The organism is Comamonas sp. C11, assembly GCF_024496285.1.
Taxonomy (GTDB): Bacteria; Pseudomonadota; Gammaproteobacteria; order Burkholderiales; family Burkholderiaceae_C; genus Comamonas; species Comamonas testosteroni_F.
In genome coordinates, this window is record NZ_CP101743.1 from 2,693,001 (window position 1) to 2,717,758 (window position 24,758).

At 63.1% G+C, this 24,758-nt stretch carries 20 protein-coding genes; 14 read left to right on the plus strand and 6 right to left on the minus strand.

Annotated features, from left to right (window positions below; all coding sequences use genetic code 11):
* The first annotated feature begins 62 nt into the window (after window positions 1-62).
* The 5 genes from NOX35_RS12315 (at window position 63) to NOX35_RS12335 (ending at window position 5,974) form a co-directional block, all read left to right on the plus strand.
* Window positions 63-1,055, plus strand: coding sequence for a tripartite tricarboxylate transporter substrate binding protein (locus NOX35_RS12315; protein WP_256496756.1), 993 nt, complete (start codon window positions 63-65; stop codon window positions 1,053-1,055).
* A 14-nt stretch (window positions 1,056-1,069) separates the two neighbouring features.
* A complete protein-coding gene (locus NOX35_RS12320) occupies window positions 1,070-2,227 on the plus strand; it encodes an acyl-CoA dehydrogenase family protein (RefSeq protein WP_182286946.1) in 1,158 nt (385 codons plus the stop codon).
* A gap of 14 nt (window positions 2,228-2,241) precedes the next feature.
* Window positions 2,242-3,279 (plus strand): acyl-CoA dehydrogenase family protein, encoded by a 1,038-nt coding sequence (locus tag NOX35_RS12325; RefSeq protein ID WP_256496757.1) that lies wholly within the window; start codon window positions 2,242-2,244, stop codon window positions 3,277-3,279.
* A gap of 30 nt (window positions 3,280-3,309) precedes the next feature.
* Window positions 3,310-4,098, plus strand: a complete 789-nt coding sequence (locus NOX35_RS12330; protein WP_182286948.1) for a crotonase/enoyl-CoA hydratase family protein — start codon at window positions 3,310-3,312, stop codon at window positions 4,096-4,098.
* Between the two features lie 325 nt (window positions 4,099-4,423).
* A complete protein-coding gene (locus tag NOX35_RS12335) occupies window positions 4,424-5,974 on the plus strand; it encodes a methyl-accepting chemotaxis protein (RefSeq protein WP_256496758.1) in 1,551 nt (516 codons plus the stop codon).
* Between the two features lie 183 nt (window positions 5,975-6,157).
* Here NOX35_RS12335 and NOX35_RS12340 read toward each other — a convergent pair whose 3' ends face one another.
* Window positions 6,158-8,371: an AsmA family protein gene (locus NOX35_RS12340; RefSeq protein WP_256496759.1), complete on the minus strand. Its 2,214-nt coding sequence runs from the start codon at window positions 8,369-8,371 to the stop codon at window positions 6,158-6,160.
* 29 nt (window positions 8,372-8,400) lie between these two features.
* The gene (locus tag NOX35_RS12345; RefSeq protein ID WP_232538224.1) at window positions 8,401-8,835 is read right to left on the minus strand and encodes a LysR substrate-binding domain-containing protein; all 435 of its coding nucleotides are present in this window, start codon (window positions 8,833-8,835) and stop codon (window positions 8,401-8,403) included.
* A 257-nt stretch (window positions 8,836-9,092) separates the two neighbouring features.
* Here NOX35_RS12345 and NOX35_RS28790 point away from each other — a divergent pair, with 257 nt between their 5' ends.
* The 6 genes from NOX35_RS28790 (at window position 9,093) to NOX35_RS12375 (ending at window position 15,401) form a co-directional block, all read left to right on the plus strand.
* The gene (locus NOX35_RS28790; protein WP_371878534.1) at window positions 9,093-9,224 is read left to right on the plus strand and encodes a hypothetical protein; all 132 of its coding nucleotides are present in this window, start codon (window positions 9,093-9,095) and stop codon (window positions 9,222-9,224) included.
* A 124-nt stretch (window positions 9,225-9,348) separates the two neighbouring features.
* Window positions 9,349-10,266, plus strand: a complete 918-nt coding sequence (locus NOX35_RS12355) for a pseudouridine synthase (RefSeq protein ID WP_256496760.1) — start codon at window positions 9,349-9,351, stop codon at window positions 10,264-10,266.
* A 105-nt stretch (window positions 10,267-10,371) separates the two neighbouring features.
* Window positions 10,372-10,920: a TetR/AcrR family transcriptional regulator gene (locus tag NOX35_RS12360; protein ID WP_256496762.1), complete on the plus strand. Its 549-nt coding sequence runs from the start codon at window positions 10,372-10,374 to the stop codon at window positions 10,918-10,920.
* A 1-nt stretch (window position 10,921) separates the two neighbouring features.
* Window positions 10,922-12,697 (plus strand): MFS transporter, encoded by a 1,776-nt coding sequence (locus NOX35_RS12365; protein ID WP_182286953.1) that lies wholly within the window; start codon window positions 10,922-10,924, stop codon window positions 12,695-12,697.
* Window positions 12,698-12,726: 29 nt separating this feature from the next.
* The gene (locus NOX35_RS12370; protein WP_256496763.1) at window positions 12,727-13,956 is read left to right on the plus strand and encodes an HlyD family secretion protein; all 1,230 of its coding nucleotides are present in this window, start codon (window positions 12,727-12,729) and stop codon (window positions 13,954-13,956) included.
* Window positions 13,953-15,401, plus strand: a complete 1,449-nt coding sequence (locus NOX35_RS12375) for an efflux transporter outer membrane subunit (protein WP_256496764.1) — start codon at window positions 13,953-13,955, stop codon at window positions 15,399-15,401. The genes NOX35_RS12370 and NOX35_RS12375 overlap by 4 nt, the downstream gene beginning before the upstream one ends.
* 44 nt (window positions 15,402-15,445) lie before the next feature.
* Here NOX35_RS12375 and NOX35_RS12380 read toward each other — a convergent pair whose 3' ends face one another.
* The 3 genes from NOX35_RS12380 to NOX35_RS12390 all read right to left on the minus strand — a co-directional run bounded on the left by NOX35_RS12380 (window position 15,446) and on the right by NOX35_RS12390 (window position 17,870).
* Window positions 15,446-16,159, minus strand: a complete 714-nt coding sequence (locus NOX35_RS12380) for a ribosomal protein L7/L12 (RefSeq protein WP_256496765.1) — start codon at window positions 16,157-16,159, stop codon at window positions 15,446-15,448.
* A 37-nt stretch (window positions 16,160-16,196) separates the two neighbouring features.
* Window positions 16,197-16,961, minus strand: a complete 765-nt coding sequence (locus NOX35_RS12385; protein ID WP_256496766.1) for a YwqG family protein — start codon at window positions 16,959-16,961, stop codon at window positions 16,197-16,199.
* 126 nt (window positions 16,962-17,087) lie between these two features.
* Complete coding sequence (locus NOX35_RS12390; protein ID WP_256496767.1) at window positions 17,088-17,870, minus strand: type 1 glutamine amidotransferase; 783 nt, start codon at window positions 17,868-17,870, stop codon at window positions 17,088-17,090.
* Between the two features lie 218 nt (window positions 17,871-18,088).
* On the opposite strand from NOX35_RS12390, the gene NOX35_RS12395 reads away from it, so the two are divergent.
* Entirely contained in the window at window positions 18,089-20,002 is a 1,914-nt protein-coding gene (locus NOX35_RS12395; RefSeq protein WP_256496768.1) for a potassium transporter Kup, read from the plus strand.
* Between the two features lie 51 nt (window positions 20,003-20,053).
* Here the strand turns inward: NOX35_RS12395 and NOX35_RS12400 are convergent, their stop codons facing one another.
* The gene (locus NOX35_RS12400) at window positions 20,054-20,383 is read right to left on the minus strand and encodes a carboxymuconolactone decarboxylase family protein (protein WP_256496769.1); all 330 of its coding nucleotides are present in this window, start codon (window positions 20,381-20,383) and stop codon (window positions 20,054-20,056) included.
* Between the two features lie 213 nt (window positions 20,384-20,596).
* On the opposite strand from NOX35_RS12400, the gene NOX35_RS12405 reads away from it, so the two are divergent.
* Together NOX35_RS12405 and NOX35_RS12410 are read left to right on the plus strand one after the other, a co-directional pair.
* Entirely contained in the window at window positions 20,597-22,270 is a 1,674-nt protein-coding gene (locus NOX35_RS12405; RefSeq protein WP_256496920.1) for a VRR-NUC domain-containing protein, read from the plus strand.
* Window positions 22,267-24,669 (plus strand): ATP-dependent DNA helicase, encoded by a 2,403-nt coding sequence (locus NOX35_RS12410; RefSeq protein WP_256496770.1) that lies wholly within the window; start codon window positions 22,267-22,269, stop codon window positions 24,667-24,669. Before NOX35_RS12405 ends, NOX35_RS12410 begins: the two co-directional genes overlap by 4 nt.
* Window positions 24,670-24,758 lie beyond the last annotated feature (89 nt).

Consider the following 24,758-nt stretch of genomic DNA (forward strand, 5'->3'; position numbering starts at 1 on the left):
TGCCGTTGCACCGGTGTGCACTTCTCTGCGCGCCGAGATGAGAAAACTACAGGAGACACAAGATGAGTTATCGATTTTCACGTCGGTCGTCGCTGCTCGCCGTTGCTGCGTCGGCCGCTGCCGCGCTGGCCGTTTGCGGTGCGGCGCAGGCGCAGGACAGCTGGCCCAGCAAGCCGATCACGCTGATCGTCCCTTTCCCGCCAGGCGGTCCGACGGACATGGTGGCACGGGTGCTGGCGCAGCAGGTCGGCCAGCAGCTGGGGCAGTCGGTCATCGTGGACAACCGGCCTGGTGCCAACGGCAATATCGGCAATGCGCTGGTGGCCAAGGCGCCTGCCGACGGCTACACCGTGCTCTACAACACCTCCTCGATTGCGCTTAGCTCGTCGCTCTACAAGAAGATGAGCTATGACGTGACCAGGGACCTGCGTCCCGTGGCCTTGACGGCGGTGGTGCCGCTGGGACTTGTCGTCAATCCCAAGGTACCTGCCAACACCGTGCAGGAGCTCGTGAAGTACGCGCAGGACCACAAAGGCAAGCTCTCCTACGGCTCGGCGGGCAACGGCAATGTCACGCATCTGGCGGCTTTTCAGGTGGTACAGCACTACAACATGGATGCAAGTCATGTGCCTTATAAAGGCAGCGCCCCTGCCGATGTGGACCTGGTGGCAGGCCAGATCGATTTCATGACCGACACCATCAATTCGGTGGCGCCTTTCATCAAGGACGGCAGGCTCCGGCTGCTGGCCGTCAGCACGGCCGGACGGATTCCCAATTTCCCCAATGCGCCTACGCTGGCCGAAAGCGGCATGACCGGGTTCGAGGCTGGAGCCTGGCAAGGCGTGATGGTGCCTGCCAAAACGCCCGATGCGATTGTGGAGCGCCTGAATGCCGAGCTGATGAAGGCACTCAGGAACCCCGGGGTGCTGGAGAAGCTGCGCGTGCAGGGCACCGAGCCGCTGGGATCCACGCCCAAGGCCTACGGCGAATACATCCAGAGCGAAATCAAGCGCTGGGCAGGTGTTGTCAAAAGCACAGGCGTGTCCCTGGACTGAGAGAAAGCAAGACTATGACCATTCTCGATGGACTGAGCCTGACAGGCATCCCGCCGGAGGGGGAGGCACTGCGCGCCGAGGTGCGTGCATTTCTGCAGGATGCGGTCAAAGACATTCCTGCGCATGTCCGTGCCAAATCCTGGAGCGGATATGACCCGGCCCTCAGCCGCAAACTCGGTGAAAAGGGCTGGATCGGCATGACCTTGCCCAAGGCTTATGGCGGAGGCGAGCGCAGCGCGTTCGCCCGCTATGTGCTGGTGGAAGAGTGTCTGAACTTCGGCGCGCCGGTAGGTTCGCACTGGATTGCCGACCGTCAGAGTGCGCCGCTGATCCTCAAATACGGCACGGAAGCGCAAAAGCAGTTCTACATTCCCAGAGTTTGCCGGGGCGAGGTGTTTTTCTGTATCGGCATGAGCGAGCCCAATGCAGGTTCGGATCTGGCAGGTGTGAGGACTAGAGCGGTTCCCAACGAGCGGGGTTTCTTGCTCAATGGCCAGAAGATCTGGACCACCAACGCGCATCACTGCCAGTACATGATTGCTCTTGTGCGGACTTCCGGCAGTGCCGAGGACCGTCACAAGGGCTTGTCGCAAGTCATCGTGGACCTGACATTGCCGGGTGTGATGGTGCGTCCCATCCAGGATCTATCGGGTGACAGCCATTTCTGCGAGGTTTTTTTCGAGAATGTGCAGCTGTCTGCCGATGCGCTGATCGGTGCCGAAGGTCAGGGCTGGGAACAGGTTACCGCAGAACTTGCTTTCGAGCGCAGCGGCCCGGAGCGCCTGTTCTCCAGCATCGTGCTGTTCGATCAATGGCTGCAGTATGCACGCACGCCGCAGGGACGCACCGAGTCGGGCATACGGCTTGCGGGAAAGGTGCTGACGCAACTGGCACCGCTGCGCGCGATGTCGGTATCCGTGCAGCAGAAGCTGACCCAGGGAGCAAGTCCTGTTGTCGAAGCTGCGCTGGTCAAGGAGCTGGGCACGACACTGGAGCAGATGATCCCGGCGGCGATTGCCGAGGAGCTGTTTGCCCGGCCGGTCGAGGATGTGCCGGTGGAGTTGTTGCTGACGCTCAAGTACGTCACCGAAGCTTCTCCCTCGTTTTCCTTGCGCGGTGGCACGCGTGACATTCTGCGCGGCATGATCGCCCGCGGCCTGGGTTTGCGCTGATCGGAGACAAGTTCATGAGCAATAACGATTTGTTTGCAGATGCTGCGCGCAGGGTGCTGGCAGACTGGTGCACCCCTCAGGTGATTCGCGAGATCGAGAGCACTGGCAGCCGCTCAGCGGCCGTTGCCCGGCTATGGCAGCAGTTGGAGGAAACCGGCTTGGCCGATGCCTTGCTTGCCGAAGAAGAGGGCGGTGCCGGTCTGGGCCTGGGCGAGATATTTGGCGTGCTGGAGCAATGTGGAGCCCACGCCCTGCCTCTGCCTCTGGGAGAGACCATGCTGGCACGGGCTATGCTGGCGCAGGCGGATATGGCCTGCCCGGCTGGCAGCATTGCGCTGGCGCAGGGAGCGGTGCAGGTCGATGGCGGTGTGCATTGCGCGCTGGTGCGAGGCGGGCAAGTCGCGGACTCGGTGCTGGTTCAAGTGCAAGCAGAAGCCGGGGTCTGGCATCTGCTGAGCGTGTCTCAGGCTGGGCTTGCGCCGCACGCTCTGGTGCTTGACGCGTCGTTGACCTGGGCGCCGGAGCAGTTGCGGGCCGCAGGCGTCATCCGGCCCGGGTCGCAATTCGATGCCCGGAGCCTGCAGGCCGCCGTGGTGGCTGTGCAGATGGCGGGGGCCATGCGCGACGTGTTCCAGCGTAGCTTGCAATATGCGAACGAGCGTCAGCAGTTTGGGCGTGCTATCGGGAAGTTCCAGGCGATCCAGCATCAGCTGGCAGTCATGAGCGAGCATGTTTTTGCCGCCCGCATGGCGGCTCAGCTCGGTTGCAGCGGTGACGGCATCGTGCCTGACAGATTGCGTGTAGCCGTTGCCAAGGCTCGCTGCAGCGAGGCGGCTTTGGTTGTCACGGAGCTTGCGCATGCAATTCATGGCGCGATCGGCTTCACCGAGGAATATGACCTGCAGCTGTTTACCCGCAGATTGCACGCATGGCGGCTGACGGCCGGCAGCGAAGCCTATTGGCAGGCATTGGCAGGGCAGGCCCTGATGTCGCACGAGGGCATGACACTGGATCTGATTCGACGGATCACCGATGTCGAGGCCCTGGTTTGAAGCAGCTCAACAACTACGGAGATCTGGAGCATGGCATTTCTGAACATTGAACGCAATGGCGGTATCTTGACCGTCACCATGAATCAGCCTGAGACACGCAATGCGCTGACCGGCAATACGGCGGTGGCGGAATTCGTGCAGCTCTGCGCAGATGTGCGCCTGGACGCCAGCGTGAAGGTGCTGATCCTGACCGGCGCCGGCTCTATCTTCAGCTCCGGCGGCAATGTCAAGGACATGAGGCGCTATTTCGATGACGCACTCACTCCCGACATGATTCGCGAGGAATACCGTCAGGGAATTCAGCAAATTCCGAATGCCCTCTACCAGCTGGATGTTCCCGTGATCTGTGCCGTCAACGGCCCGGCCATCGGCGCGGGTCTGGATTTGAGCTGCATGTGCGATATCCGGATTGCGTCGGAGAATGCCACTTTTGCGGAGAGCTTTGTTCGTGTGGGCATTGTTCCCGGTGATGGCGGGGCCTGGTTGCTGCCGCGCGTGGTGGGGATGTCCAAGGCCAGCGAAATGGCTTTCACGGGAGAGGCGATCAGCGCTGCCCAGGCCTTGGCCTGCGGTCTCGTGAGTCAGGTGGTGCCTGCGGATGAGCTGCTGCCGGCCGCCAGGGTATTGGCGCTCAAGATTGCTGCCAATCCAGGCGGGGTGATGCGCATGACCAAGCGTCTGCTGCGCGAGGGCCAGAACGCCACGCTGGCCTCGCTGCTGGAAATATCGGCCGGCTATCAGGCGATTGCCCATAAAACGGCAGATCATCGTGAAGCTGTGACGGCCTTTATCGAGAAACGGGCACCCCGTTTCTCGTGAGTCAGCAGGCTCTCCTGAGCGGCTCGAGCAGCAGACATATCCAAGGGTGCATTTCGCGCCTTTGGGTCATTTGGCGAGGCCGTGATCCAAGGCTGGCGGCGTTCAGGTGTCAAGTCGCTCCATGTAGTGGTGCAAACCCTTGATAATGCGCACTACATTGTGTTGCGATTTGCGCTAAGCGAGTGACGCGGCAAGCGGCAAGCGGCAAGCGGCAAGCGGCAAGCGGCAAGCGGCAAGCGGCAAGCGGCTTTGCGGATTGGCCCATTTCATGTATCGGAGTGGCCGCTTTGCCGGCTATTTACTTTGATATGGAATGGATGAAGCGATGAGATTGACCAAGCTGAACATTGGTGCCCGACTGGGCCTGGGGTTCGCAGTGGTGTTGGCATTTGCCGTGGCGATCACGGTTATCGGCATCTGGCAGTTGCACTCGGTGGGCAAGGCCACGCAGCAGATGATGCAGGAGCCGTTGACCAAGGAGCGCTTGATCAGCGACTGGAACAGCAATGTCAGCGTGGCCGTGGCACGCACCACGGCCATCGCCAAGAGCAGCGACGCAAGTCTGGTGCAGTTTCTGGCGGCGGATGCGGCTGCTACCACCAAGAGCACGGCCAATGTGCTCAAGCAGATAGAGCCCCTGATCTCCGAGCCTGCGGAGCGCGAGATCCTGGACAGGATCATGCAGGTGCGCAAGACCTATCTTGCCAGCCGCGACAAGGTCAGTCAGCTCAAGGCCGACGGCATGGCCGAAGAGGCTGAGTCCACGCTGATCAACAGCTATGTGCCGGCCGCCCAGGGCTATCTGAAGCTGCTCGCAGAGCTGCTGAACCTGCAGCGCGCCAGCCTCGACGCCAAGGCGGCAGAGGTGGAGCAGATCGAAAGCAGCAGCAAGACATATTTCCTGGTCCTGGCCTTGTTGGCCCTGGCCATCGGCACCGTCAGCGCCTGGCGTCTGACGCAAGGCATCACCGCTCCGCTCAAGCATGCGGTCGGCGTGGCCCGTCGCGTGGCCGATGGTGACCTGACGGCCCAGATCCAGGTGAACAGCCGCGATGAAACCGGGCAGCTCATGCAGGCCTTGCACGATATGAACACCAGCCTGGATAGGCTGGTGGGGCAGGTGCGTCAGGGAACGGACAGCATTGCCACGGCATCCGGCCAGATTGCGGCGGGCAACCATGACCTGTCTGCGCGCACGGAAGAGCAGGCCAGTTCCTTGCAGCAGACGGCTGCATCCATGGAGCAGCTGACTTCTACCGTCAAGCAAAATGCCGATAACGCCGGTCAGGCCAATCGGCTGGCGCTGTCGGCCTCTGATGTGGCCGTCAAGGGCGGCATGGTGGTGTCACAGGTGGTGGAAACCATGGGGGCCATCAGCCAGTCTTCGCGCAAGATTTCCGACATCATCGGCGTGATCGACAGCATTGCCTTTCAGACCAATATCCTGGCGCTGAACGCCGCCGTGGAAGCGGCCCGTGCCGGCGAGCAAGGCCGTGGCTTTGCCGTCGTGGCATCGGAAGTGCGCTCCCTGGCCGGTCGCAGCGCTGAAGCGGCCAAGGAAATCAAGCAGCTGATTCAGGCTTCGGTCACCAAGGTGGAGGAGGGCAGCGCGCAGGTCAGTCAGGCTGGCCAGACCATGGATGAAATCGTCAGCAGCGTGCAGCGCGTGACGGACATCATGGGCGAGATCACTGCCGCCAGCCATGAGCAGACCAGCGGCATCGAGCAAATCAACCGCGCGGTGGCCGAGATGGATCTGGTGACCCAGCAGAATGCCGCCCTCGTGGAAGAGTCCACCGCTGCAGCCCAATCCATGCAGCAGCAGACCAGTGATCTGTCACGGATGGTCAGCGTCTTCCGGCTCAAGAGCGTCTGATTCCGTGACGCTGCCGCAGTCCAGGCTGAAAGGCCTGCTGCGGGCGCTTCTGCTTTGATGATCTCCGAGGCATGAAATATGGTGCGGAGCACTTCCGCCATATTTCGTCCGATTGGCTGCTTGTCTTCTTTGCAGTGGGCTAGGACTCGATGCCGAGATCGGGTTGTCAGCTGCTTGCCCGTCTTAGCGATTGCGTACCTGGGTCAGCAATTGCTTGCAGTTCACATCGTCTTCTGCCGCAGGCACGGTCAGCGGCACCAGTGCCAGTGCTGCTGGTGCAAAAACTGCTGCAGCTACTGCAGCCCCGGCACGGGCTGCCAAGGGGCCAGGCTCCAGGCCCGCATCGGGCTTGGCGAAGCTGCCACGCACATACAGCGGCGTGCGCAGCGAGAAGAACTTCCACTTCAGCGATTCGGGGACGATGCGCAGAACGAGCTGCTCCTGTGCCAGATTGATCTCGCCCGCAGCTTCAACAACGGCTTCAGCCGTGGCCAGCTTGGCCATGCGCGGGCGGGCAATGCCTTGTTGCACATTGAGGTCGGCCACGGCACAGCGCAGTTGCACTTCCTTGTCGCTGCCAAACAGCTTGGCGATGACGATGGAGCCGACGTTCAGGCCTGCCAGGTCCAGCAGTTGCGCGCTGAAAGTGCCATCGCGCACATACAGGCGCAGCGAGCCGTTGCCTGTGCCCAGCCACTGTGCCAGTGACTCGCCTTGCCCGGTGAGGGCGACTGCGCCATCGAGCTGGCCCAGGCTTTTCTTCATCTTTTCGATCTTGGGAAACAGCGCGGAGAGCTTGAGCGACTGCACCTGTCCATTGAGGTTGGCAGCTACCGGCTTGGCATGGCTGTCCACGTGGGCGTCGATATTCAGCGTACCTTCGGCGAGGCCGAACTTCAGCGGCGACAGAGTGAGCTTGCCGTTGTCCAGCAGCGCATGCACGCTGAGGTTTTGCAGGGGCAGAGCTTCGGGCCGCAGGATATGGCTGCTTTCATAGCGCAGATCGAGATCCATCTTGTCCCAGTTCTCGGTCTGGAACCGGACCTGAGGCAGTACCTTGCCATTGACGGGCTGGGGCTTGTCGGGGCTGCCGGACGGGACTGCGCCGATGACCGGACCCAGATCCACCAGTCGCAGTTGTTTGGAGCTCAACTGCGCTGTCAGCTTGGGCCTAGGCAGGGCCGAGCGGTACTGGAGATCGCCGCTCAGATCGCTCTGTCCCAGCCTGCCCTGAAATTTTTCGTACTGCCAGACGGCCTTGCCTGGCTGAAGGCTGCCGATCAGGTGGCCGCTGGTCTCGAACGGGGGCGTGGCGGGCAGCAGCAGGCCGGTGAGCTCAAACAGGTCGGCCATGCTCTTGCCGAGAACCTTCACTTGAAAGTCCAGTCCGTCCAAGGTCTTGGGGTTGTCGAGAAACCCCTCAGCGAAGGCTTGCAGGCTACCGACCTTGGCCGAGATGCGCAGTGGAAAGCGCAGCCTGTCCTGGCGCAGATCAAGTACCTGCCCGGCCAGACCCTGGCCCTGAATCTGCGCGCGGGTCTTGCCCTGATGCAGATAGCCAGTGAAGCCGTAGCGCATGCCATAAGGCTGGTCAGCGCTGACCGGCCTGCGCAGCGTGTCGATACGGGCGCGCACGGCCATGTTCCTGATGGCGTCGGACCAACCCAGCACACCATCGCTGATGCGCAACTGGCCTATGTCAAAGCTCCACTTGGGGCCGCTGCTGGTGGGTTTGTCAAACGTCCAGTTGTTCTCGCCCTTGTCATTGCGGGCCAGCACCATATTCGGAGCCTGCAGCAGCAAGGAGTCGAGCTGCACATGGCGGGCCAATAGCGGCCAAAGGCGCAGGCTGGCCGTGGCATTCGCAGCGGTGATCATGGTGCGGGCATTGCGCTCGGGCGGTTGCCGGCCAGCATCGGCTATGGCGTCGTCGTCATCTGCGGCCGTTTTTTTCTCGTTCGCTGTCTGGCCTTGTCCGGGCAGGCGACCGGTGTTGAGTTCCTTGGGCGTCGCAGGCAATACCGGCTGCTTGTCATCGGCTTTTTCAGGCGCCTGTTGAACCAGCCAGCCCTGGGGCTGCGAAAGTGTCAGATCGCTGGCGCGCACCACCACGCCGGGCACCCATTGGCGCCAGCCCGTATCGAGAGGCTGTGGCCAGGTCCACTGCAGCTGCAGATCGCCATTGATGGCGAATTCGCGGCCCGTGGAAGTGCTGACTTTTTCATTGATCCATGGCCTGAGCCCGTTCCAGTCCATGAAGGCAATCAGCAGTGCCGCCGCCAGAATCAAAGCCAGCAGCAGCGCCATCGCAAGGGCTGCCCAGCGCAGCCAGTGACGTGTCAGGCGCGAATGTGCAGGAGCGGATTCAGGGGCTGAAGTGCTGGTGGTATCGACCATGGCTGTTGCATCCTTTTTGTCGCATGCTATTACGCATAGGTGAAATGCCTCGTCATCCAATTGCCTGATGCATGTCCGCATGTGATCAGCTCGGACGTCGCCGCCATCGCGTAGCCCGTGCGCTGACAAGCGCAGCTGTGCAGCAGCGCTCCGGCATCGTGCAGCGCACGCCAGCTCAGGCGTTCGGCTGCCACGTCTTCCGCCACATTGTCCGGCAGCATGAAGGCAAGTGCCTGGCCGCTTGCCACCAGGCGCCGGGCCATGGGGATGCTGCTGGTTTGCACCAGCGGTAGGGCCTGGCTCAGCGCACCATCGCCCAGGCGCTCCAGCATGCTGCGCAACTCCATGTCGGCAGACATCATGATCAGTGGATAGACCAGGCAGTCACGCAGACGCAGCAGTTGCATGCGCAGAGGGTGATACGGAGCCATCACCACTCCCAGGGGCTGGGCCCAGGAGCGCATTTGTTGAAACCCGTGGCACCAGTAGCCTCTTCGCTGTTTGCGCTTGTCGCCCGCCCGGGTCTTGCTGCAGGCAGTGCGGACGATCTCATTGAACTTGCGCGTGCCTGGCCACGCTGCCCCAAACGCCAAGTCTTTCGGAGACACCGGCCCATCTGGAGGTCGAGGCCTGGCAAGGCCTGCTGGCTCCCGCTCATACGGATGTCCGTATCGTCAGGCGTCTGGCCGATGAAATCGCGGTCTTGCAAGCGGATCTCGAGATGGCCAGAAAACTGATGGAAGCCGGCTTCAAGCCCATGCGAATGGGGCATCCCCAGTTCCTGGTCTATCTGGAGCAGGAGAAAAGAGTTTTGGAGAACACCATTCGCAAAGCGAATATCCGAACGGATTAGCCGGCGCGAAGTCGCATCACTGTCTGGCCAGGGCACAGGCGATCGCTGATCGGGCTGCAGTTGCGCGGAGCATCCATGACGCCCCGAGTTCCAGGAATCAGGTCAGCCACTAAAATTCCGCGCCATGCATAACTCCTACGATCCCAAGGTTCTACCCATACGCGATGGCGTCAGCCCCAGCTGTGTGGTGTTGCCATCCCAGGGCGGGGGCCTGCTGATCGACTTCTTGTGCGAACGCCTGCCCGCTGTCGGGCGCGCAGACTGGCTGCGCCGTATGGCGGCCGGTCAAGTGGTCAGCGAAACCGGAGAGATGGCTGGTCCGGACGCCACATTCATGCCGGGCCTGCGCTACTACTACTACCGCGAGCTGCAGGCCGAGCCGCCCATTCCCTTCGAGGCCGAGGTCATCCATCGCGACGCGCATCTGCTGGTGGCCGACAAGCCGCATTTCCTGCCCGTGGTGCCGGCCGGAAGGTACCTGCAGCAGACGCTGCTGGTGCGGCTCAAGCGCGAGTTCGATCTGCCCGAGCTGTCGCCGATTCATCGCATCGACCGCGACACCGCGGGGCTGGTGGTGTTTTCAGTGCAGCGCGCCACGCGCGGCATTTACCAGGCGCTGTTCCGCGACCGCGCCATCCACAAGACCTACGAGGCCGTCGCGCCCTGGCGCGAGGATGTGGTTTTCCCGCGCACGCATGAAAGCCGCATGGAGGAAAGCGGCCATTTCTTTCGCATGCACGAGGTGGCTGGCGCGCCCAACACCCGCACCCGCATGCAGGTGCTGGAGCAGTACGGCCCCTGGGCACGCTACCGGCTGGAGCCCGAAAGCGGCAAGCGCCACCAGCTGCGCGTGCACATGGCCGCCCTGGGCCTGCCGCTGTGGGGCGACGGCTTCTATCCCGAAGTGCATGACATGCCCGAGGGCGACTACTCGCGCCCGCTGCAGCTGCTGGCGCGCAGCCTGGCCTTCACCGATCCTCTGGACGGCCAGTCGCGGCGCTTTGACAGCCGCCGCCAGCTGCTGCCGCTGACCGACCTGTAGAGGCTTTTCCACTGCCGGAAACCGTTGGTTTTTTGCCCATGGCCCCGCCATGGGATAGGCCAGTTGCGGACATTTAACGGACAACTTTGTCCGATAATTGTTCGCATGACTTCCAAAAGACCCAGTGCCGATATCCGCCGCGCCCAGTTGCTGGACGCGGCCGATGCCGTGTTTTCCGAGCATGGCGTGACCGCGCCGCTGGACCTGGTGGTCGAGCGCGCCGAGGTCGGCCGCGCCACGCTGTACCGGCAGTTTCCTGACCGGCGCGCGCTGATGCTGGCGCTGCTGGAGCGTTCGCTGGACAACATGCGTCTCGCGGCCGAGGCCACGGCCGAGGACGACGATGCCTTCTACAAGCTGCTGTCGCGCCTGGCCGAGCGCATTGCGGTCTCGGCCCCCATCACCGATTACTGGCGCACGGTGGAGCGCGGTGACGAGGTCATCGCCCAGGCCCGCGTTGCCATGTGGCAGATCTTTCGGCCGGCCATGGACCGGGCCGTGGCCTGTGGCCATTGCCGCCAGCCGCTGACGCAGGCCGAGCTGTCCCTGGTCTTCGGCATGCTGGGCGCCTCGCTGCGCGGCGAGACGCCGCAGCAGCGGCGCACCCTGGCGCACAAGGCGCTGCAGATCGTCTGGCAAGGCCTGAAGGCCTGACATGGCCACCACACCCACTCCACCGGGGCCCGTGCTGCCTCCGTCGCCCCCCGTCGTCTACCTCAAGCCCCCGCCGGACTGGGAAGAGCATGAGAAGCCCAGCCTGCCGGGCTCGCCGTCCATGCCGCTGCACCAGCCGGCTGTGCGCGCCGCCTATGGCCTGATTGCCGTGCTGGTTGCGCTGACGGGCGGCCTGGGCAATGCACTGTTCACGGCCAACCTGCCCACCATCCAGGGGCAGATGGGGCTGACGTCTTCCGAGGCCGGCTGGCTGACAGGCGCCTACGTCATGCTCAACATGACGGCCAACCTGCTGGTCTACAAGTTCCGCCAGCAGTTCGGCATGCGGCTGTTCGCCGAGATCGGCCTGGGCCTGTATGCGCTGCTGACACTGCTGCACCTGGTGCTGGGCAGCTACACCAGCCTGCTCATGCTGCGCGCGGCCAGCGGCCTGGCGGGCGCCACCTGCAGCACGCTGGGCACGCTCTACATGCTGCAGGCCGCGCCGCGCAAGCATGTGCTCAAGATGCTGGTGATCGGCGTGGGGCTGGGGCAGATCGCCACGCCGCTGGCCTGGATCCTCTCGCCGGGCCTGCTGTTCAACAGCGAGTGGCACAACCTCTACCTGTTCGAGGCCGGCCTGGCCCTGATCTCGTTCGCGGGCGTGGTGGTGCTCAAGCTGCCGCCGGGCGTGCACATCCGCAGCTTCGAGCGGCTGGACTTCCTGACCTTCTTCCTCATGGTGCCCGGCGTGGGCCTGCTGATCGCCGTGCTGGTGCAGGGCTACAACCACTGGTGGCTGGACACGCCCTGGCTGGCCTGGATGCTGATCGGCTCCATAGGCCTGCTGAGCGTGGCGCTGTACATCGAGCACCACCGCCGCAACCCCATGCTGCAGACGCGCTGGTTCGTGCTGGCGCCCACGGTGCGCTTCGTGATCGGTGCGCTGCTGCTGCGCTTTCTGACCACCGAGCAAACCTATGGAGTGATCGGCATGCAGCGCATGCTGGGCATGACGGTGGACCAGATGCAGCCGCTGTTCATCGTCATCCTGCTGGGCACCATCGCGGGCATTGCCGTGTCGGCGCTGACCTTCGGGCTGGAGAACATGGGCAAGCAGATCGTGGGCTCCATCGTGCTGTTCGCGCTGGCGGCCTGGCTGGACCACAGCCGCACCAGCCTGGCCCGGCCCGAGGACTTCTTCGGCAGCCAGTTCCTCATGGCAGTGGGCGCGGGCCTGTTCATGGGGCCGCTGATGCTGATCGGCGTGGTGCAGGGCCTGAAGTTCGGCGCGCATTACATGCTGACGGCCATCGTCACCATCTCCATGACGCAGGCCATGGGCGCGCTCATGGGCTCGGCCCTGCTGAGCACCTACCAGATGCACCGCGAGCAGGTGTATTCTGCCGCCATCGTGGCCGATGTCGATCCCACCGATCCCATCGTGGCCGACCGCCTGCGCCTGCAGCAGCAAAGCCTGGCCCGCGTCATTGCCGACCCGGCCCTGCGTGCGGCCCAGGGCACGGCCCAGCTGGCGCAGGCCGCACGACGCGAGGCCAATGTGCGCGCCTACAACGATGTGTTCGCCCTCACGGCCGGCGTGGCCGTGCTCTACCTGCTGTGGATGCTGGCCCTGGCCGGCCGCGCACGCCAGCGCGCCTTCGTGGAGCGCATGCGCGCCGCCGCAGCCGATGCCTCGGCCATGCGCGGCACCGATGCCGCCGCGCCGCAGGACGCACCGGGCCAGCCACCCACCCAACCCGTCGCCCGCGCCTGAAACCGTTCGCCCAGAGAAAAGACAACAACATGAGTGACTCCGAAAATTCCAATGGCGGCACGGCCGCCTCTGCCTCGCCTGCGCCGGCTCCTGCTGCGGCGCCTTCGCCTTCGCCTTCGCCCAAGCTCATCAAGCCCTCGCTGCGCAGCGTGCTCGTCATGCTGGCGGTGGCCCTGGCAGGCATGCTGCTCGTGCTGCGGGCCTGGAATCTGTGGCCCTTCAACAGCTCGGTGGTGACCACGGACAATGCCTATGTGCGCGGTGCCGTCACCGTGCTGGCACCGCAGGTCAATGGCTACGTGACCGAGGTGCTGGTCAAGGACTACGAGCAGGTCAAGGCCGGCCAGCCGCTGGTGCGCATCGATAGCCGCAGCTATGAAGCGGCCGTTGCCCAGGCGCAGGCGCAACTGGCCAATGCCCAGGCGCAGCTGAGCAATTCCGAACAGACACAGGCCCAGAACCGTGCCACGCTGAGTGCCAGCCGCGCCGGTCTGGCAGCCGTGGAGGCGGAGGCCCAGCGTTCGCAGGCGGAGCTCAAGCGTGTGCAGGAGCTGGCCGAGCGAGGCTCCGTGTCTCTGAACGAACGCGACAAGGTGCGTGCGACCTCGCGCCTGGCGGCAACCAATGTGGCCAAGGCCCAGGCCGACATCGCGATCAACCAGGAAAAGATCAAGGCCACGACCGTGGGCCGTGACTCTCTCAAGGCCCAGGTGCAGATGGCCGAAGCGCTGCTGCGTCAGGCCCAGATCAATCTGGACAACACCGTGGTCCATGCGCCCAGCGACGGGCAGGTCAGCGAGGTATCGGTGCGCAAGGGCCAGTATGTGGCGGCCGGTACGCAGCTCATGTACGTGGTGCCGCCCACTTACTGGGTGGTGGCCAACTACAAGGAAACCCAGACCGCCCGGGTGCAGATCGGCCAGCTCGTGAGCTTCAGCGTGGACGCGCTGGGCGGCTTGCGCCTCAAGGGCCATGTGCTGGAGATTGCTCCGGCCACGGGTTCGGAGTTCAGCGTGCTCAAGGCCGACAATGCCACGGGCAATTTCACCAAGGTCGTCCAGCGTCTACCCATCAAGATAGCCATCGACGAAGGCCAGGCCGATGCGGCGCGCCTGCGCCCCGGCATGTCGGTCATCGTGCGCCTCGATACAGCACAAAAAGTAGAGCATTCAGTGCAGAAGCTACAAGCGATTGAGGCTGATTTGGCTCAAAAATCTCAAGCGCCCGCAGCTTCTGCATCCGAACAGGCCAAGCCATGAAGAACGCCCTTCATACCGTGCGTGCCTTGCCCCTGGCGCTTGCATTCCTGGTGGCTGGTTGCGGCGTGCCCAGTCTGACCCGGGCTCCAGACAGCGCTCAGCCTGCGGTGCGGGCCAGCTGGAGCGCGGAACGGGCCGCAGGTGGTGCCAGCGCAGTCCAGAGCGGTTGGTGGCTGGCCTTTGGCGATGTGCAGCTGAGTCGCTGGGTGGAACTGGCGCTTGCGCGCAACAACGATGTGCTCACAGCCCTGGCCAGGGTGGAGGAGGCACGCGCGAACCTCGATGTGACGGGCTCGGCAACTGCACCGCAGCTGTCGCTCAGTGCACCGGGCTCGGCCAATCGCAGCCTGAGCGCGCGAACCGGCCAGATGGTGCATGTGCGTTCGGCCCAGCCCGTGCTGCAAGCGAGCTGGGAGCTGGATCTCTGGGACCGCCTGGGCAGTCTGAGCCGGGCTGCCGATCAGCGCCTGCAGGCCAGCCAGGCGGATCGCGACGCGGTACGCCTGACGGTGGCCGCGACCGTGGCTCAGGCCTATATCGCTCTGCGCTCGCTGCAGGCTCAACTGGCCGTGGCCGAGGACACGGTGAAGTCGCGCGAGGACGCGGTGCGTCTGCTCACCGACCAGGTGCGTGTGGGCTATATATCGCAGCTGCAGCAGAGCCAGGCGCTGGCAGAGCTGGAAAGCGTGCGGCAATCGGCGCAACAGCTGTCTCTGGCGCTGCAGCGCCAGCGCATAGCGCTGATGCAACTGGTGGGTGGCAGCGGTGATGACCAGGCACAGGTCTTGGCCCATTCCACTTTGAACGACCATGCCGGGCTCGAGTCCATGAGCCTGCCCGCCATGCCTGCACCTGGCTTGCCATCTGGCTTGCTGGAGCGCCGCCCCGATATTGCACGGGCCCAGTTGCTGCTGGCGGCCAGCGACAGCAATCTTGCGGCACAGCGCGCGGCCTTTTTGCCTCAGGTGAGCCTGAGTGCGAACTTCGGCAGCCTGTTCGTCAACGCGCTGGATTACAACCCGGCCCGGGTTTGGTCGCTGGGCGGCAGCATTCTGGCCCCGCTGTTCAACGGCGGTCGCCTGCAGGGTCAGTTCGATGCGGCATCTGCCCAGCGCGATCAGGCCGCCTATGCCTATCGCGGTGTGGTCATCAAGGCCTTTGGCGATGTGGAAACAGCCCTGGTCAGTTCCCAGCAACTGCAAGCCCAGTGGGAGCATGCCAAGGAACGCGAAAAAGTGCTGGGTCGTACCCTGGGTTTTGCCAAGGATCGCTATGAGGCCGGCTACGCCAGCTATCTGGAGGAGCTGGATGCCCAGCGCAATCTGTTTGCCGTGCAGCAGGAAGTGCTGCGCCTGCGTCAGAGCCAGCTGGAAAACGCCGTGGCGCTGTACCAGGCGCTGGGTGGCGGCTGGCAGTTGGCCGATACGGCCGCCCGGGAACCTTGAGTTCGAGCCGAGAGCTCCTGAAAAGTGAGCTTTTCGCTTGTCTGCTATGGGTTCCAAGGCATCTTGAAGTAATACCAAAGGCCGGCGGCAGCCAGGGCCAGCACCAGCAGCCACAGATACCGGCCTTGCCCTCTGGGGACTTCGCCCGGTGATGGTGCTCCGGGCGGAAGGTGGTTTGGGGCGCTGGCCCGCACCGATTGTCGTTGCAGGATCTGCCAGTCCAGCGCAATGCCATCCATGGCCGCATCGATATGATCCTTGGCCTGGGCCAGACCCAGGCCCGTGGCGTCACGCAGCAGCTTGATGGCCTCGGTCTTGTTGCCGCGTGCCATGGCGTCTTCCACCTCGGCCCTGGTTTCTGAGGGCACTGCGTTTGCGCCGGACATCAGCGCCTCTATGGCCTCTGCATGATCGCCGCTCACAGTGACGCGTGTGGCGGTCTTGCCATTGACGGTCGTGGTGGTGGTCTTGATGGAAGAGAAGGAGCTGCCGGGCGCGGTGTCGTCCCGATTCAGTTGCTCCAGCAGCAAGGTGGCATCTTTCATGCCCAGTTTTTCCAGCTGCTCGCGCAACTGCTGCATGGCCTGCGTCTGCTCTGCTGCGCCATGCTGGACAAAGTCCGGCTCGTCACTGGCTTCCAGCAGGTCTTTGGCTTCCTTCAGACCCAGCCTGCCTTGCTCACGCAGCTGTTTGATGGCTTCGATCTTGTGACCGTTTTGCCAGTGCATGAGGATCTCTGGTGGAATCCGTGTGGGCATGAGCTGCTCTTTATGGTTGTGGCTGTTGAACCAGGCGTCAGCCGCAGTCCACTTGCAGACGGCCGAAGTCCCAGGTGCGCAGCCTGGCATCCTCGATAAAGGCCATGAGGCGTGCGCCGTCCTGCCAGCACCAGTGGAATTCCTCATGCGACTGCAGTGTCAGTAGCGAGCGCCAGTGCGAGCTGCCGGGGTGTTCCTCGGCCTCGGGCGTGGGATCGTAGCCCAGGCTGTCCCAGGAGGGGCGGCCCAGCAGATAGTCGCGAGGCAGATCGCCGCTTTCCTCAAGCTCATGGAGCCACTCCTGAAACTCATCGAACTCCACGGGCCAGTCCTTGCGCAGCTCCTCGTGACGAGGAAGGTCGACGCCGTTCTCAAACTGCAGCGCACGGCTGTCCGTGACCCACTGATGGGGAGCCTGGATTTCATGCATGTCGCTGATATCCGGCCAGTAGAACGCCTTTAGGTAGTCCTGGTCGCGCCAGAAGATGGCGTCGTCCTCGTCAAAGCCGTGGAACAGCGACAGCAGGCCGCTGGCTGGCAGCTCTGCTGGGCGGCCGGCTCCGCCCGGGAGCTCGGCAAAGTTGATCTGTCCGACAAACAGGTAGTGGCCGTCCGGATGCTCGGGCCAGACAAAGCCCGCAGGCGCCATGGGCTGGCCGCCAAAGCGGCTTTGCAGGGGCGTACCCATGGCGTGGCCCAGGCGAATGGCCACGGCGGGCTGGGCCAGATTCAGGAAGTATTGCTTGTGCGCCTTCAGCACTGGCGAGGCATCCAGGTGTCTTTCAAGCGTTGTGAAGTCCATGAAGCTTGGAGCTGTGAGTTTGCAGGCCATTCTGACCCAGACAGCGGCCGGGCCTTGCCAGAGACCGTCCGCTAGATGCAACAAAATGTCTGCTCATTCCATTCCTGGACTCCGATGCCTGCAAATTCATAGCTGCATGCGAAGGTATGCATTGGACTTGAGGCGAAATCGGCTCAAAGCTTCCGAGGAATTGCTGCACGAAACCAAAACCGGCCTGTCCAGCTGATCGGTCCATGCCTGGTAGGTACGCAGTGCCATGGCATGCAACTGGTCTATGTGCTGCGGCAGTCGGTCCAGGATCTGGGCCTCGCTCTGAACGGCCGGGCCCCGGGCCTGCAGCAGCTCATCGTGGCCCTCGCCGCACCATTGACGCACGCTGTCTGCGGTCACCTCCAGATGGCCTTGGAACGCCCATTGCCGGCCGTGGACAAAGCCTTTGTTCAGGCAGTGCTGTCCGTACATGGTGCGCCTGGCGGCTGTCGGAATGTCGAAAGTGTCGTAGTGCCAGTTGAAGATGGTGGCTTGCGCGGGCAGGTTCATCAGTTGCTGGGCGCTGGGGGTGATGCGGACTTCGCTCCAGCCGATATTCGCGCAGGGGTTGCGCCAGACGCCTGCGCCCATGGCGCGGGCCAGCATTTGCGCGCCAAAGCAGTGGCCCAGCACGGGGATGTCGTACTGCAGGGCACTTTGCAGCAGGCAGCGCTCTTCATCGATCCAGAGCAACTGCTCGTTGGCGCAATGGTTGCTGCCCAGCACGATGATGCCGCGATAGTCGCGCGCATTGGCCGGAGCCGCGCCTTCGACACAGGGATCTATGAGCACATGGGCAATGTCTTGCTGGAGCAGATGCTCGAGCAGGACGCCGGGGCCTTGCGATGCTTCATGCTGGAGGATGGCGACAGGCTTCATGGGAGGCGGGCTTGAAGGGCAAGCCGGTTGTTGCGAAGCCTTGAATCTAGAAAATCAGGCGTCAAGCCCTGGTATGGATTGTGGCTGCAGCTATCAAGATTGCATAAAGGAAGACAGCTCGCTCAGACGTCATCCAGGCTTTCCAATTTCCCTCAGCGTGCCATACTGAGCTGCCGCCGCCCGGCTGCGGTGGCCTTTATCACTGCAAAAACATGGCTATGTCACAAAGCAAACACGGGCTTCAGGGGGCTGGGAATACGGGGCAGGGCAGCAGCCAGTCGGCATTGACATTGGCGGCTTTGGGTGTTGTGTTCGGCGATATCGGCACCAGCCCGCTCTATGCGTTCAAGGAGGCTTTTACCGGCACACATGGGCTGACGGTGGGCCCCGAGAATGTGCTGGCCGCGCTCTCGGCCCTGCTGTGGGCCGTGATCGTCATCGTCGCCATCAAATATGTGTGGGTGGTGCTCAGCCACGATAACGATGGAGAGGGTGGTGTGCTGGCGCTGACGGCGCTGGCCCACCGCGTGATGGGCGATCAGTCGCGCCGCTCGCGCTTTGTGGTCGGGGCCGGCGTGTTTGCGGCTGCACTGTTCTATGGGGACGCCATCATTACGCCGGCGATTTCCGTGCTCTCTGCCGTGGAGGGCATGAGCATTGCCACGCCGGAGTTCGAGCATTTCATCGTACCTATCACGATAGGCATTCTGATCGGACTGTTTTCCATTCAGATGAAGGGCACCAGTGTGGTGGGGAGGCTGTTCGGCCCGGTCACCATCGTCTGGTTCCTCTGCATCGCCTGGGCAGGCGTGGCCAGCATTGTGCAGACGCCCATGGTGCTGCAGGCCGTCAACCCGCTTCATGCGCTTCGCTTCGCCGTGCAACACACGGACAAGGCCTTCTTCCTGCTATCGGCCGTGTTTCTTGCCATGACAGGTGCCGAGGCCCTTTATGCCGATATGGGCCACTTCGGCAGCCGGGCCGTGCGTCTGGGCTGGTATGGGCTGGTGTTTCCGGCCCTGATGCTCAATTACTTTGGCCAGGGCGCGCTGCTGTTGCGCGATGCGACTGCGGCCAGCAACCCCTTCTTTTTACTGGCTTCTCCCTCCTGGTTGCTGATTTTTGTGGTGCTGGCCACGGCTGCCACGGTGATTGCCTCGCAGGCGACCATCTCGGGGGCTTATTCCATGACGCTGCAGGCCAGCCGTCTGGGGTATTTGCCGCGTGTGCGTGTATTGCACACCTCCGATCAGGAGCAGGGGCAGATCTATATCCCCAGCGTGAACTGGTTGATGCTGCTGGCCGTGATCGCGCTGGTGCTGGCCTTCAAGTCCTCGGGGGCATTGGCGGCGGCCTATGGCATTGCCGTGTCGGGCACCATGCTGATCACCACCATGCTGGTGGGCTTTGTGGTCTATTTGGGGCGCAGCCGCGCAAGAGTTGTCACATTGGCAGCGCTGGCCTGTTTTGCGGTGCTGGAGATAGGCTTTTTTGCCTCCAACCTGACCAAGCTGGAGCAGGGCGGCTGGCTGCCGTTGACGCTGGGCGCCATCATCTTCGTCGCGCTGACGACATGGCGCGACGGCACCCAGCTGGTGGCCGAACATCGCCGTCGCCTTGATATTCCCATGAGCGATCTGATGAGCTCGCCCATGAGCGGCGTGCCGGTGGTATCCGGCACGGCGGTCTATCTGACTTCCGATCCCAAGCTGGTGCCGAATGCGCTGTTTCACAACCTCAAGCATTTCAAGGTCATGCACGAGCAGACGGTGTTTCTCCATGTGATCAACGAGAACACACCCTATGTGCATGATGGCGAGCGCCTGCAACTGAAGCCAATGTGCAATGGGGTCTGGGCACTGGACATGCACTTCGGCTTTCGCGAGCAGCCTGATATTCCGGCGGCGCTCCAGCGGATTGCGCCGGACGTCGATGGCGAAATACCGAACCTCGACCCCATGACGACCAGTTTTTTTGTGGCCAGGGTGCAGGTTGTGGATGGGCCCGGCGGTCTTTCCGCCTGGCGCTGCGCTCTGTTTGGCTGGATGTCCCGGCAGTCGGCCAGCGCGGCGACTTACTACAAGTTGCCAGCCAACCAGGTGGTGGAGCTGGGCACGCAGGTTGTGCTTTGACGGCCAGGTATGGCTAGCCAGACAGGCGCTGGCTGCCATATCTTTAGGGTCTTATTCGTCCAAGGCGTCCAGGGCACGCGCCGAGTAGACCATGGCGGCGCCCGCATTCAAGGCCACCGCCACACCCAGGGCTTCGGCAATTTCTTCCCGACTGGCACCGGCTGCCTTGGCAGCCTTGGTATGCACGGCGATGCAGCCGTCGCAGCGCGTGGTCACCCCCACGGCAATGGCAATCAGCTCGCGTGTCTTGGCATCGAGATGATCGGTCTTCTTGCCCGCGCCGGACAGGGTCTTGTAGCCCTCCATGGTGCCTGGACTCAACTCGGAAAACTCTCCCAGCCTGCCTGCCAATTCCTTGCGGTATTCGTTCCAGTCCAGCATTGCCTGCTCCTTGTTGAATGAAGCTTTGATTGTGTGCCACTGTCATCGGGCATTCAAGCTGCAAGCGTTTCGTCCGCTGAGCAGCGATCAATGGGTGGGTGAATCTGCAGGGATTTTCGAGCTGTATGAAAATACAGGTCTCATCGTAGGCATCCACCCATCTTCTCGCCGAGCATTTTGTAACGCGTCATCGTGACCGAATCCCAAGCCGCCATTCTTCCGCCGCACCGCTTCTACTATCTGCACAACTTCCAGCAGGCGCTGGACTGGTTGGCGCAGCGCTATGGCGATCTGCTTAGCGAGCAGGAAGCCGATTTCATCGCCGGCTTTGCGCGCTTGCCGCAGAACTCCAGGGCGCTGCTGGTACGCATGCTGATGCGGCGCGGGCCCTGGTTTCGCGCTGGCAAGCTGGCTTATGAGGAGATTCCGGTGACGGTCGATGCCGCTGCGCCCTTGCTGGAGCGTGGCTGGCTCAGTGCCACCGAGCCCATGGAGGTGGTCGAACTATTTGGCCTGCACACCAAACCCGAGCTGCTGCAGATCTTGACCGGCTTTGAGCTGTGCTCTTCCATGCCCAAGGCCGAGATGCTGCAACTGCTGGCCGAGAGACAACCCGAGTCCCGGCCTTATGCCGTCTGGCATCCCAAGGCCGTGGAACCTGTCTGGCGCGTCATGGTGGGCGAGCTGGGAGCGCGTCTGCGGCTGATGTTCTTCGGCAATCTCTACCAGGACTGGTCGGAGTTCGTGCTGGCCGACCTCGGTATTTTCCGCTACGAGCCGGTGGCGATGGATGCTGGCTCGCGTGCGTTTCAGCGCCGCGAAGATCTGGACTTCTATCTGGAAATATCGGCCCGGCGTCAGGCTCTCGATGAAGGCGTGGAGCCCGCACAATTGCTGCCTGCTCTTATTGAGAATAAGAGCGAGAACCCGTGGCTGGACATGCGCAGGGCCAAGGTTTTGCTGAAGCTTGGCCAGGTTTGCGAGAGGCTGCAGGATTGGTCGCTGGCAGCTCAGGCCTATGGGGCCAGCCGCTATGCGGGTGCACGCCACCGTCATATTCGCGTGCTGGAGCGCATGCAGTGCTTTGATCAGGCGCTGGCTCTTGCCAGCCAGGCGCAAGCCGCGCCTGAAAGCGAGGAGGAGCGTCAGCGCGTGGCGCGCATGCTGCCGCGTCTGAGCCGCAGCCTGGGACTGGTGGCTGCGGGGCGCCAGCCTGCTCTGGCCCCGGCCGTGGCGGCCCTGCGCAGCGATGTGCAGCTGGACCGACCCGCCCAGTCCATGGCGGTGGAGTACGCGCTGCAAGCCTATTGGCATAGCGCCGATGCGCCCGTGTTCTATGTGGAGAACGCGTTGGTCAACTCTTTATTCGGTCTGCTGTGCTGGCCCGCCATCTTTGCGCCGCTGCCGGGGGCGTTTTTTCATCCTTTCCAGAGTGGGCCGGCCGATCTGGGCGCACCGGATTTTGTGCCGCGTCGCCAGCCCCTGTTTGGCGCCTGTCTGGCCGAGCTGGAGGACGGTCGCTATCGGGCCACGATTCGCCAGCGTTTTGCCGACAAGCAAGGCGTTCAGTCGCCGTTCGTGTTCTGGGGCACGTTGACGCAAGAGCTGCTGGAGCTGGCGCTCGATTGCATGCCTGCCGCCCATCTGCGGATTCTGTTCACACGGCTGCTGCTGGACGTGAAAGCCAACCGCACCGGCTTTCCCGATCTGGTGCGCTTCTGGCCCCGGCGGTCCGATGCCGATTCACGCTACGAGATGGTGGAAGTCAAAGCGCCGGGAGACAAGCTGCAGGACAACCAGATTCGCTGGCTGGCCTATTGCACGGAGCAGGGCATTCCCGTGCGCGTCTGCCATGTACAGTGGCGTGACGAAGGTAGCGCGCCATGAAGCCTGCGCTTAGCGTGGCAGTACGCACGCTGTGCGAGTTCACGGCGCGCAGCGGCGATCTGGATCTGCGCTTCACGCCCGCCCTCAGTGCGCTAGAGGGCATTGAAGGCCATGCCGTGGTGCAAAAACGGCGTGAGAAAGCGGGTGGCTACGAGGCGGAGTTGGCGCTCAGCGGCCGGTTCGAAGAGCTTCAGGTTCGCGGCCGGGCCGATGGCTTTGATGCCGCCAAGCAGCAACTCGAAGAGATCAAGACCTACCGGGGCCGGCTCGACGGCGTGCGCCCTCATCACCGGGCCTTGCATTGGGCCCAGGCCAGGGTCTATGGTCATTTGCTGTGTCAGGAGCGCGGCCTTGAGCGGATCAAGCTGGCGCTGGTTTATTTCCAGATCGGCAGCGCAGAGGAGACCGTGCTGCTGGAAGAGTGTTCTGCCACCGAACTGCAAGCCTTTTTCAAGTTGCAATGTGCCCGTTATCTCGACTGGGCACGCAGCGAGGCCGCCCACCGGAGGGCGCGCGATGCGGCCATGGCGCAGCTGCGGTTTCCCATGCCGGCCTTCAGAGCCGGGCAGCGGGAGCTGGCCGTGGCCGTCTATCGCACGGCTCATGCCAGCGCAGGCGGTCGCTGTTTGATGGCTCAGGCCCCGACCGGCATCGGCAAGACCCTGGCCACGATTTTTCCCATGCTCAAGAGCATGGCTGCAGTCACGGCCAAGAGTGCCTCGGAGGCTGATGCAGCCGGTCTGGACAAGCTGTTCTTTCTCACTGCCAAGGGCACCGGCCATGGACTGGCGCTGCATGCGCTAGGCCAGCTGCAGCAAGCCTTGCCGGCATCGGCATCGGCATCGGTCGCTCCATTGCGCGTCCTGGACATGAAGGCGCGCGAAAAGACCTGTGAGCATCCCGACAAGGCCTGCCATGGAGAGTCCTGTCCGTTGGCGCACGGATTCTTTGATCGACTGCCTGCGGCCAGGCAACAGGCGCTGCAACTGCCGCTCTGGGATGCGCCGGCGTTGCGGACTCTGGCCTTGGAACATGGCATCTGTCCCTATTACCTGTCGCAGGAGTTGGCGCGCTGGGCCGATGTGGTGGTGGCCGACTACCACTATTACTACGACAGTGCCGCCATGCTTTATGCGCTGGCCTTGCAGCAGGACTGGCGCGTGGGCGTGCTGGTGGATGAGGCGCACAATCTGCTGGAGCGCGCGCGCAGCATGTACACGGCACCGCTGACCCAGTTTGATCTGGCGCAGGCCCGCCAAGGCGCGACGGGTGCTGTCAAAAAGGCACTCGATGCACTGCAGCGCCAGTGGCAGGCGTTGAACAAGGCCCAGGATCAGGCCAGTTACCAAAGCTACGAGAGCATTCCTGGCGCGCTGCTGGGCGCCATGCAGCGAGCCGCAGGTGCAATAGCGGATCAGCTGGCTGAGCAGGAGATAGCCGGTCATGCGGCCACAGGAGGGCAAACTGCGCTTGCCGACCATGCCTTGCTGGATTTTTACTGGGAACTGCTGCACTTTCAGGCGCTGGCCGATCAGTTCGGGCCTCATGCTCTGTTTGATATTCAACTGGCCACGCCGCTGCAGCGTGCGAGCAGAGTGCGTATGCCGGCATCCACGCTGTGCATTCGCAATGTGGTGCCCGCGCCGCATTTGTCGGCGCGCCATGAGGCTGCACAGGCCACGGTGCTGTTTTCGGGCACCCTGAGTCCACCACAGTTCTATCGCGATCTGCTGGGTCTGCCTGCGGATACGGCCTGGCTGGATGTTCCGGCGCCGTTTGCGGCCCGGCAGTTGCAGGTGCATATCGCAGGCCATATCTCTACACGCTGGCGAGATCGCGAGGCATCGCTGACCCCCATGGCCGAGCTGATTGCGCAGCAATATGCACGACAGCCTGGCAACTATCTGTGTTTTGTCAGCAGTTTTGACTATCTGCAGCAGGTTGCCGTCACTTTGGAACGTCTGCACCCGCAGTTGCCGCTATGGCTGCAGCAGCGCGGCATGGACGATGCCGGGCGTGCGAAATTCCTCGCCCGCTTTGTCGATGGCGGTCAGGGCCTGGGTCTGGCCGTTCTGGGCGGGGCATTCTCCGAAGGCGTGGATCTGCCCGGCAGCCGTCTGATCGGTGCTTTTGTTGCCACGCTGGGTCTGCCCCAGCTCAATCCCGTCAACGAAGCCATGCAGCGTGCCATGGATCAGGCCATGGGTGTGGGGCAGGGCTATGCCTACACCTATCTCTACCCGGGCCTGCGCAAGGTGGTGCAGGCGGCTGGCAGGGTCATACGCAGCGAGCACGATCGTGGCGTTCTGGTGCTGATGGACGACCGCTTCGCGCGTGCCGAGGTGCGAGCACTGCTGCCTGCCTGGTGGCAGGTCGAAGGGGACGACCGAGGTTCTTGAACGCATGGTTGTCAGAAACGCTCGCTCACATCTCCGTTTGTAATCCGGCCCGAACAGCTTTCGCCTGCCTTGATACTTGGGGCAAAGGA

Bases quoted from the DNA above. Each gene is read 5' to 3' on its own strand.
- NOX35_RS12315 (WP_256496756.1), top strand. From the start codon at position 63: ATGAGTTATCGATTTTCACGTCGGTCGTCGCTGCTCGCCGTTGCTGCG.
- NOX35_RS12320 (WP_182286946.1), top strand. From the start codon at position 1,070: ATGACCATTCTCGATGGACTGAGCCTGACAGGCATCCCGCCGGAGGGG.
- NOX35_RS12325 (WP_256496757.1), top strand. From the start codon at position 2,242: ATGAGCAATAACGATTTGTTTGCAGATGCTGCGCGCAGGGTGCTGGCA.
- NOX35_RS12330 (WP_182286948.1), top strand. From the start codon at position 3,310: ATGGCATTTCTGAACATTGAACGCAATGGCGGTATCTTGACCGTCACC.
- NOX35_RS12335 (WP_256496758.1), top strand. From the start codon at position 4,424: ATGAGATTGACCAAGCTGAACATTGGTGCCCGACTGGGCCTGGGGTTC.
- NOX35_RS12340 (WP_256496759.1), bottom strand. From the start codon at position 8,371: ATGGTCGATACCACCAGCACTTCAGCCCCTGAATCCGCTCCTGCACAT.
- NOX35_RS12345 (WP_232538224.1), bottom strand. From the start codon at position 8,835: ATGCGCTCCTGGGCCCAGCCCCTGGGAGTGGTGATGGCTCCGTATCAC.
- NOX35_RS28790 (WP_371878534.1), top strand. From the start codon at position 9,093: ATGGCCAGAAAACTGATGGAAGCCGGCTTCAAGCCCATGCGAATGGGG.
- NOX35_RS12355 (WP_256496760.1), top strand. From the start codon at position 9,349: ATGCATAACTCCTACGATCCCAAGGTTCTACCCATACGCGATGGCGTC.
- NOX35_RS12360 (WP_256496762.1), top strand. From the start codon at position 10,372: ATGACTTCCAAAAGACCCAGTGCCGATATCCGCCGCGCCCAGTTGCTG.
- NOX35_RS12365 (WP_182286953.1), top strand. From the start codon at position 10,922: ATGGCCACCACACCCACTCCACCGGGGCCCGTGCTGCCTCCGTCGCCC.
- NOX35_RS12370 (WP_256496763.1), top strand. From the start codon at position 12,727: ATGAGTGACTCCGAAAATTCCAATGGCGGCACGGCCGCCTCTGCCTCG.
- NOX35_RS12375 (WP_256496764.1), top strand. From the start codon at position 13,953: ATGAAGAACGCCCTTCATACCGTGCGTGCCTTGCCCCTGGCGCTTGCA.
- NOX35_RS12380 (WP_256496765.1), bottom strand. From the start codon at position 16,159: ATGCCCACACGGATTCCACCAGAGATCCTCATGCACTGGCAAAACGGT.
- NOX35_RS12385 (WP_256496766.1), bottom strand. From the start codon at position 16,961: ATGGACTTCACAACGCTTGAAAGACACCTGGATGCCTCGCCAGTGCTG.
- NOX35_RS12390 (WP_256496767.1), bottom strand. From the start codon at position 17,870: ATGAAGCCTGTCGCCATCCTCCAGCATGAAGCATCGCAAGGCCCCGGC.
- NOX35_RS12395 (WP_256496768.1), top strand. From the start codon at position 18,089: ATGTCACAAAGCAAACACGGGCTTCAGGGGGCTGGGAATACGGGGCAG.
- NOX35_RS12400 (WP_256496769.1), bottom strand. From the start codon at position 20,383: ATGCTGGACTGGAACGAATACCGCAAGGAATTGGCAGGCAGGCTGGGA.
- NOX35_RS12410 (WP_256496770.1), top strand. From the start codon at position 22,267: ATGAAGCCTGCGCTTAGCGTGGCAGTACGCACGCTGTGCGAGTTCACG.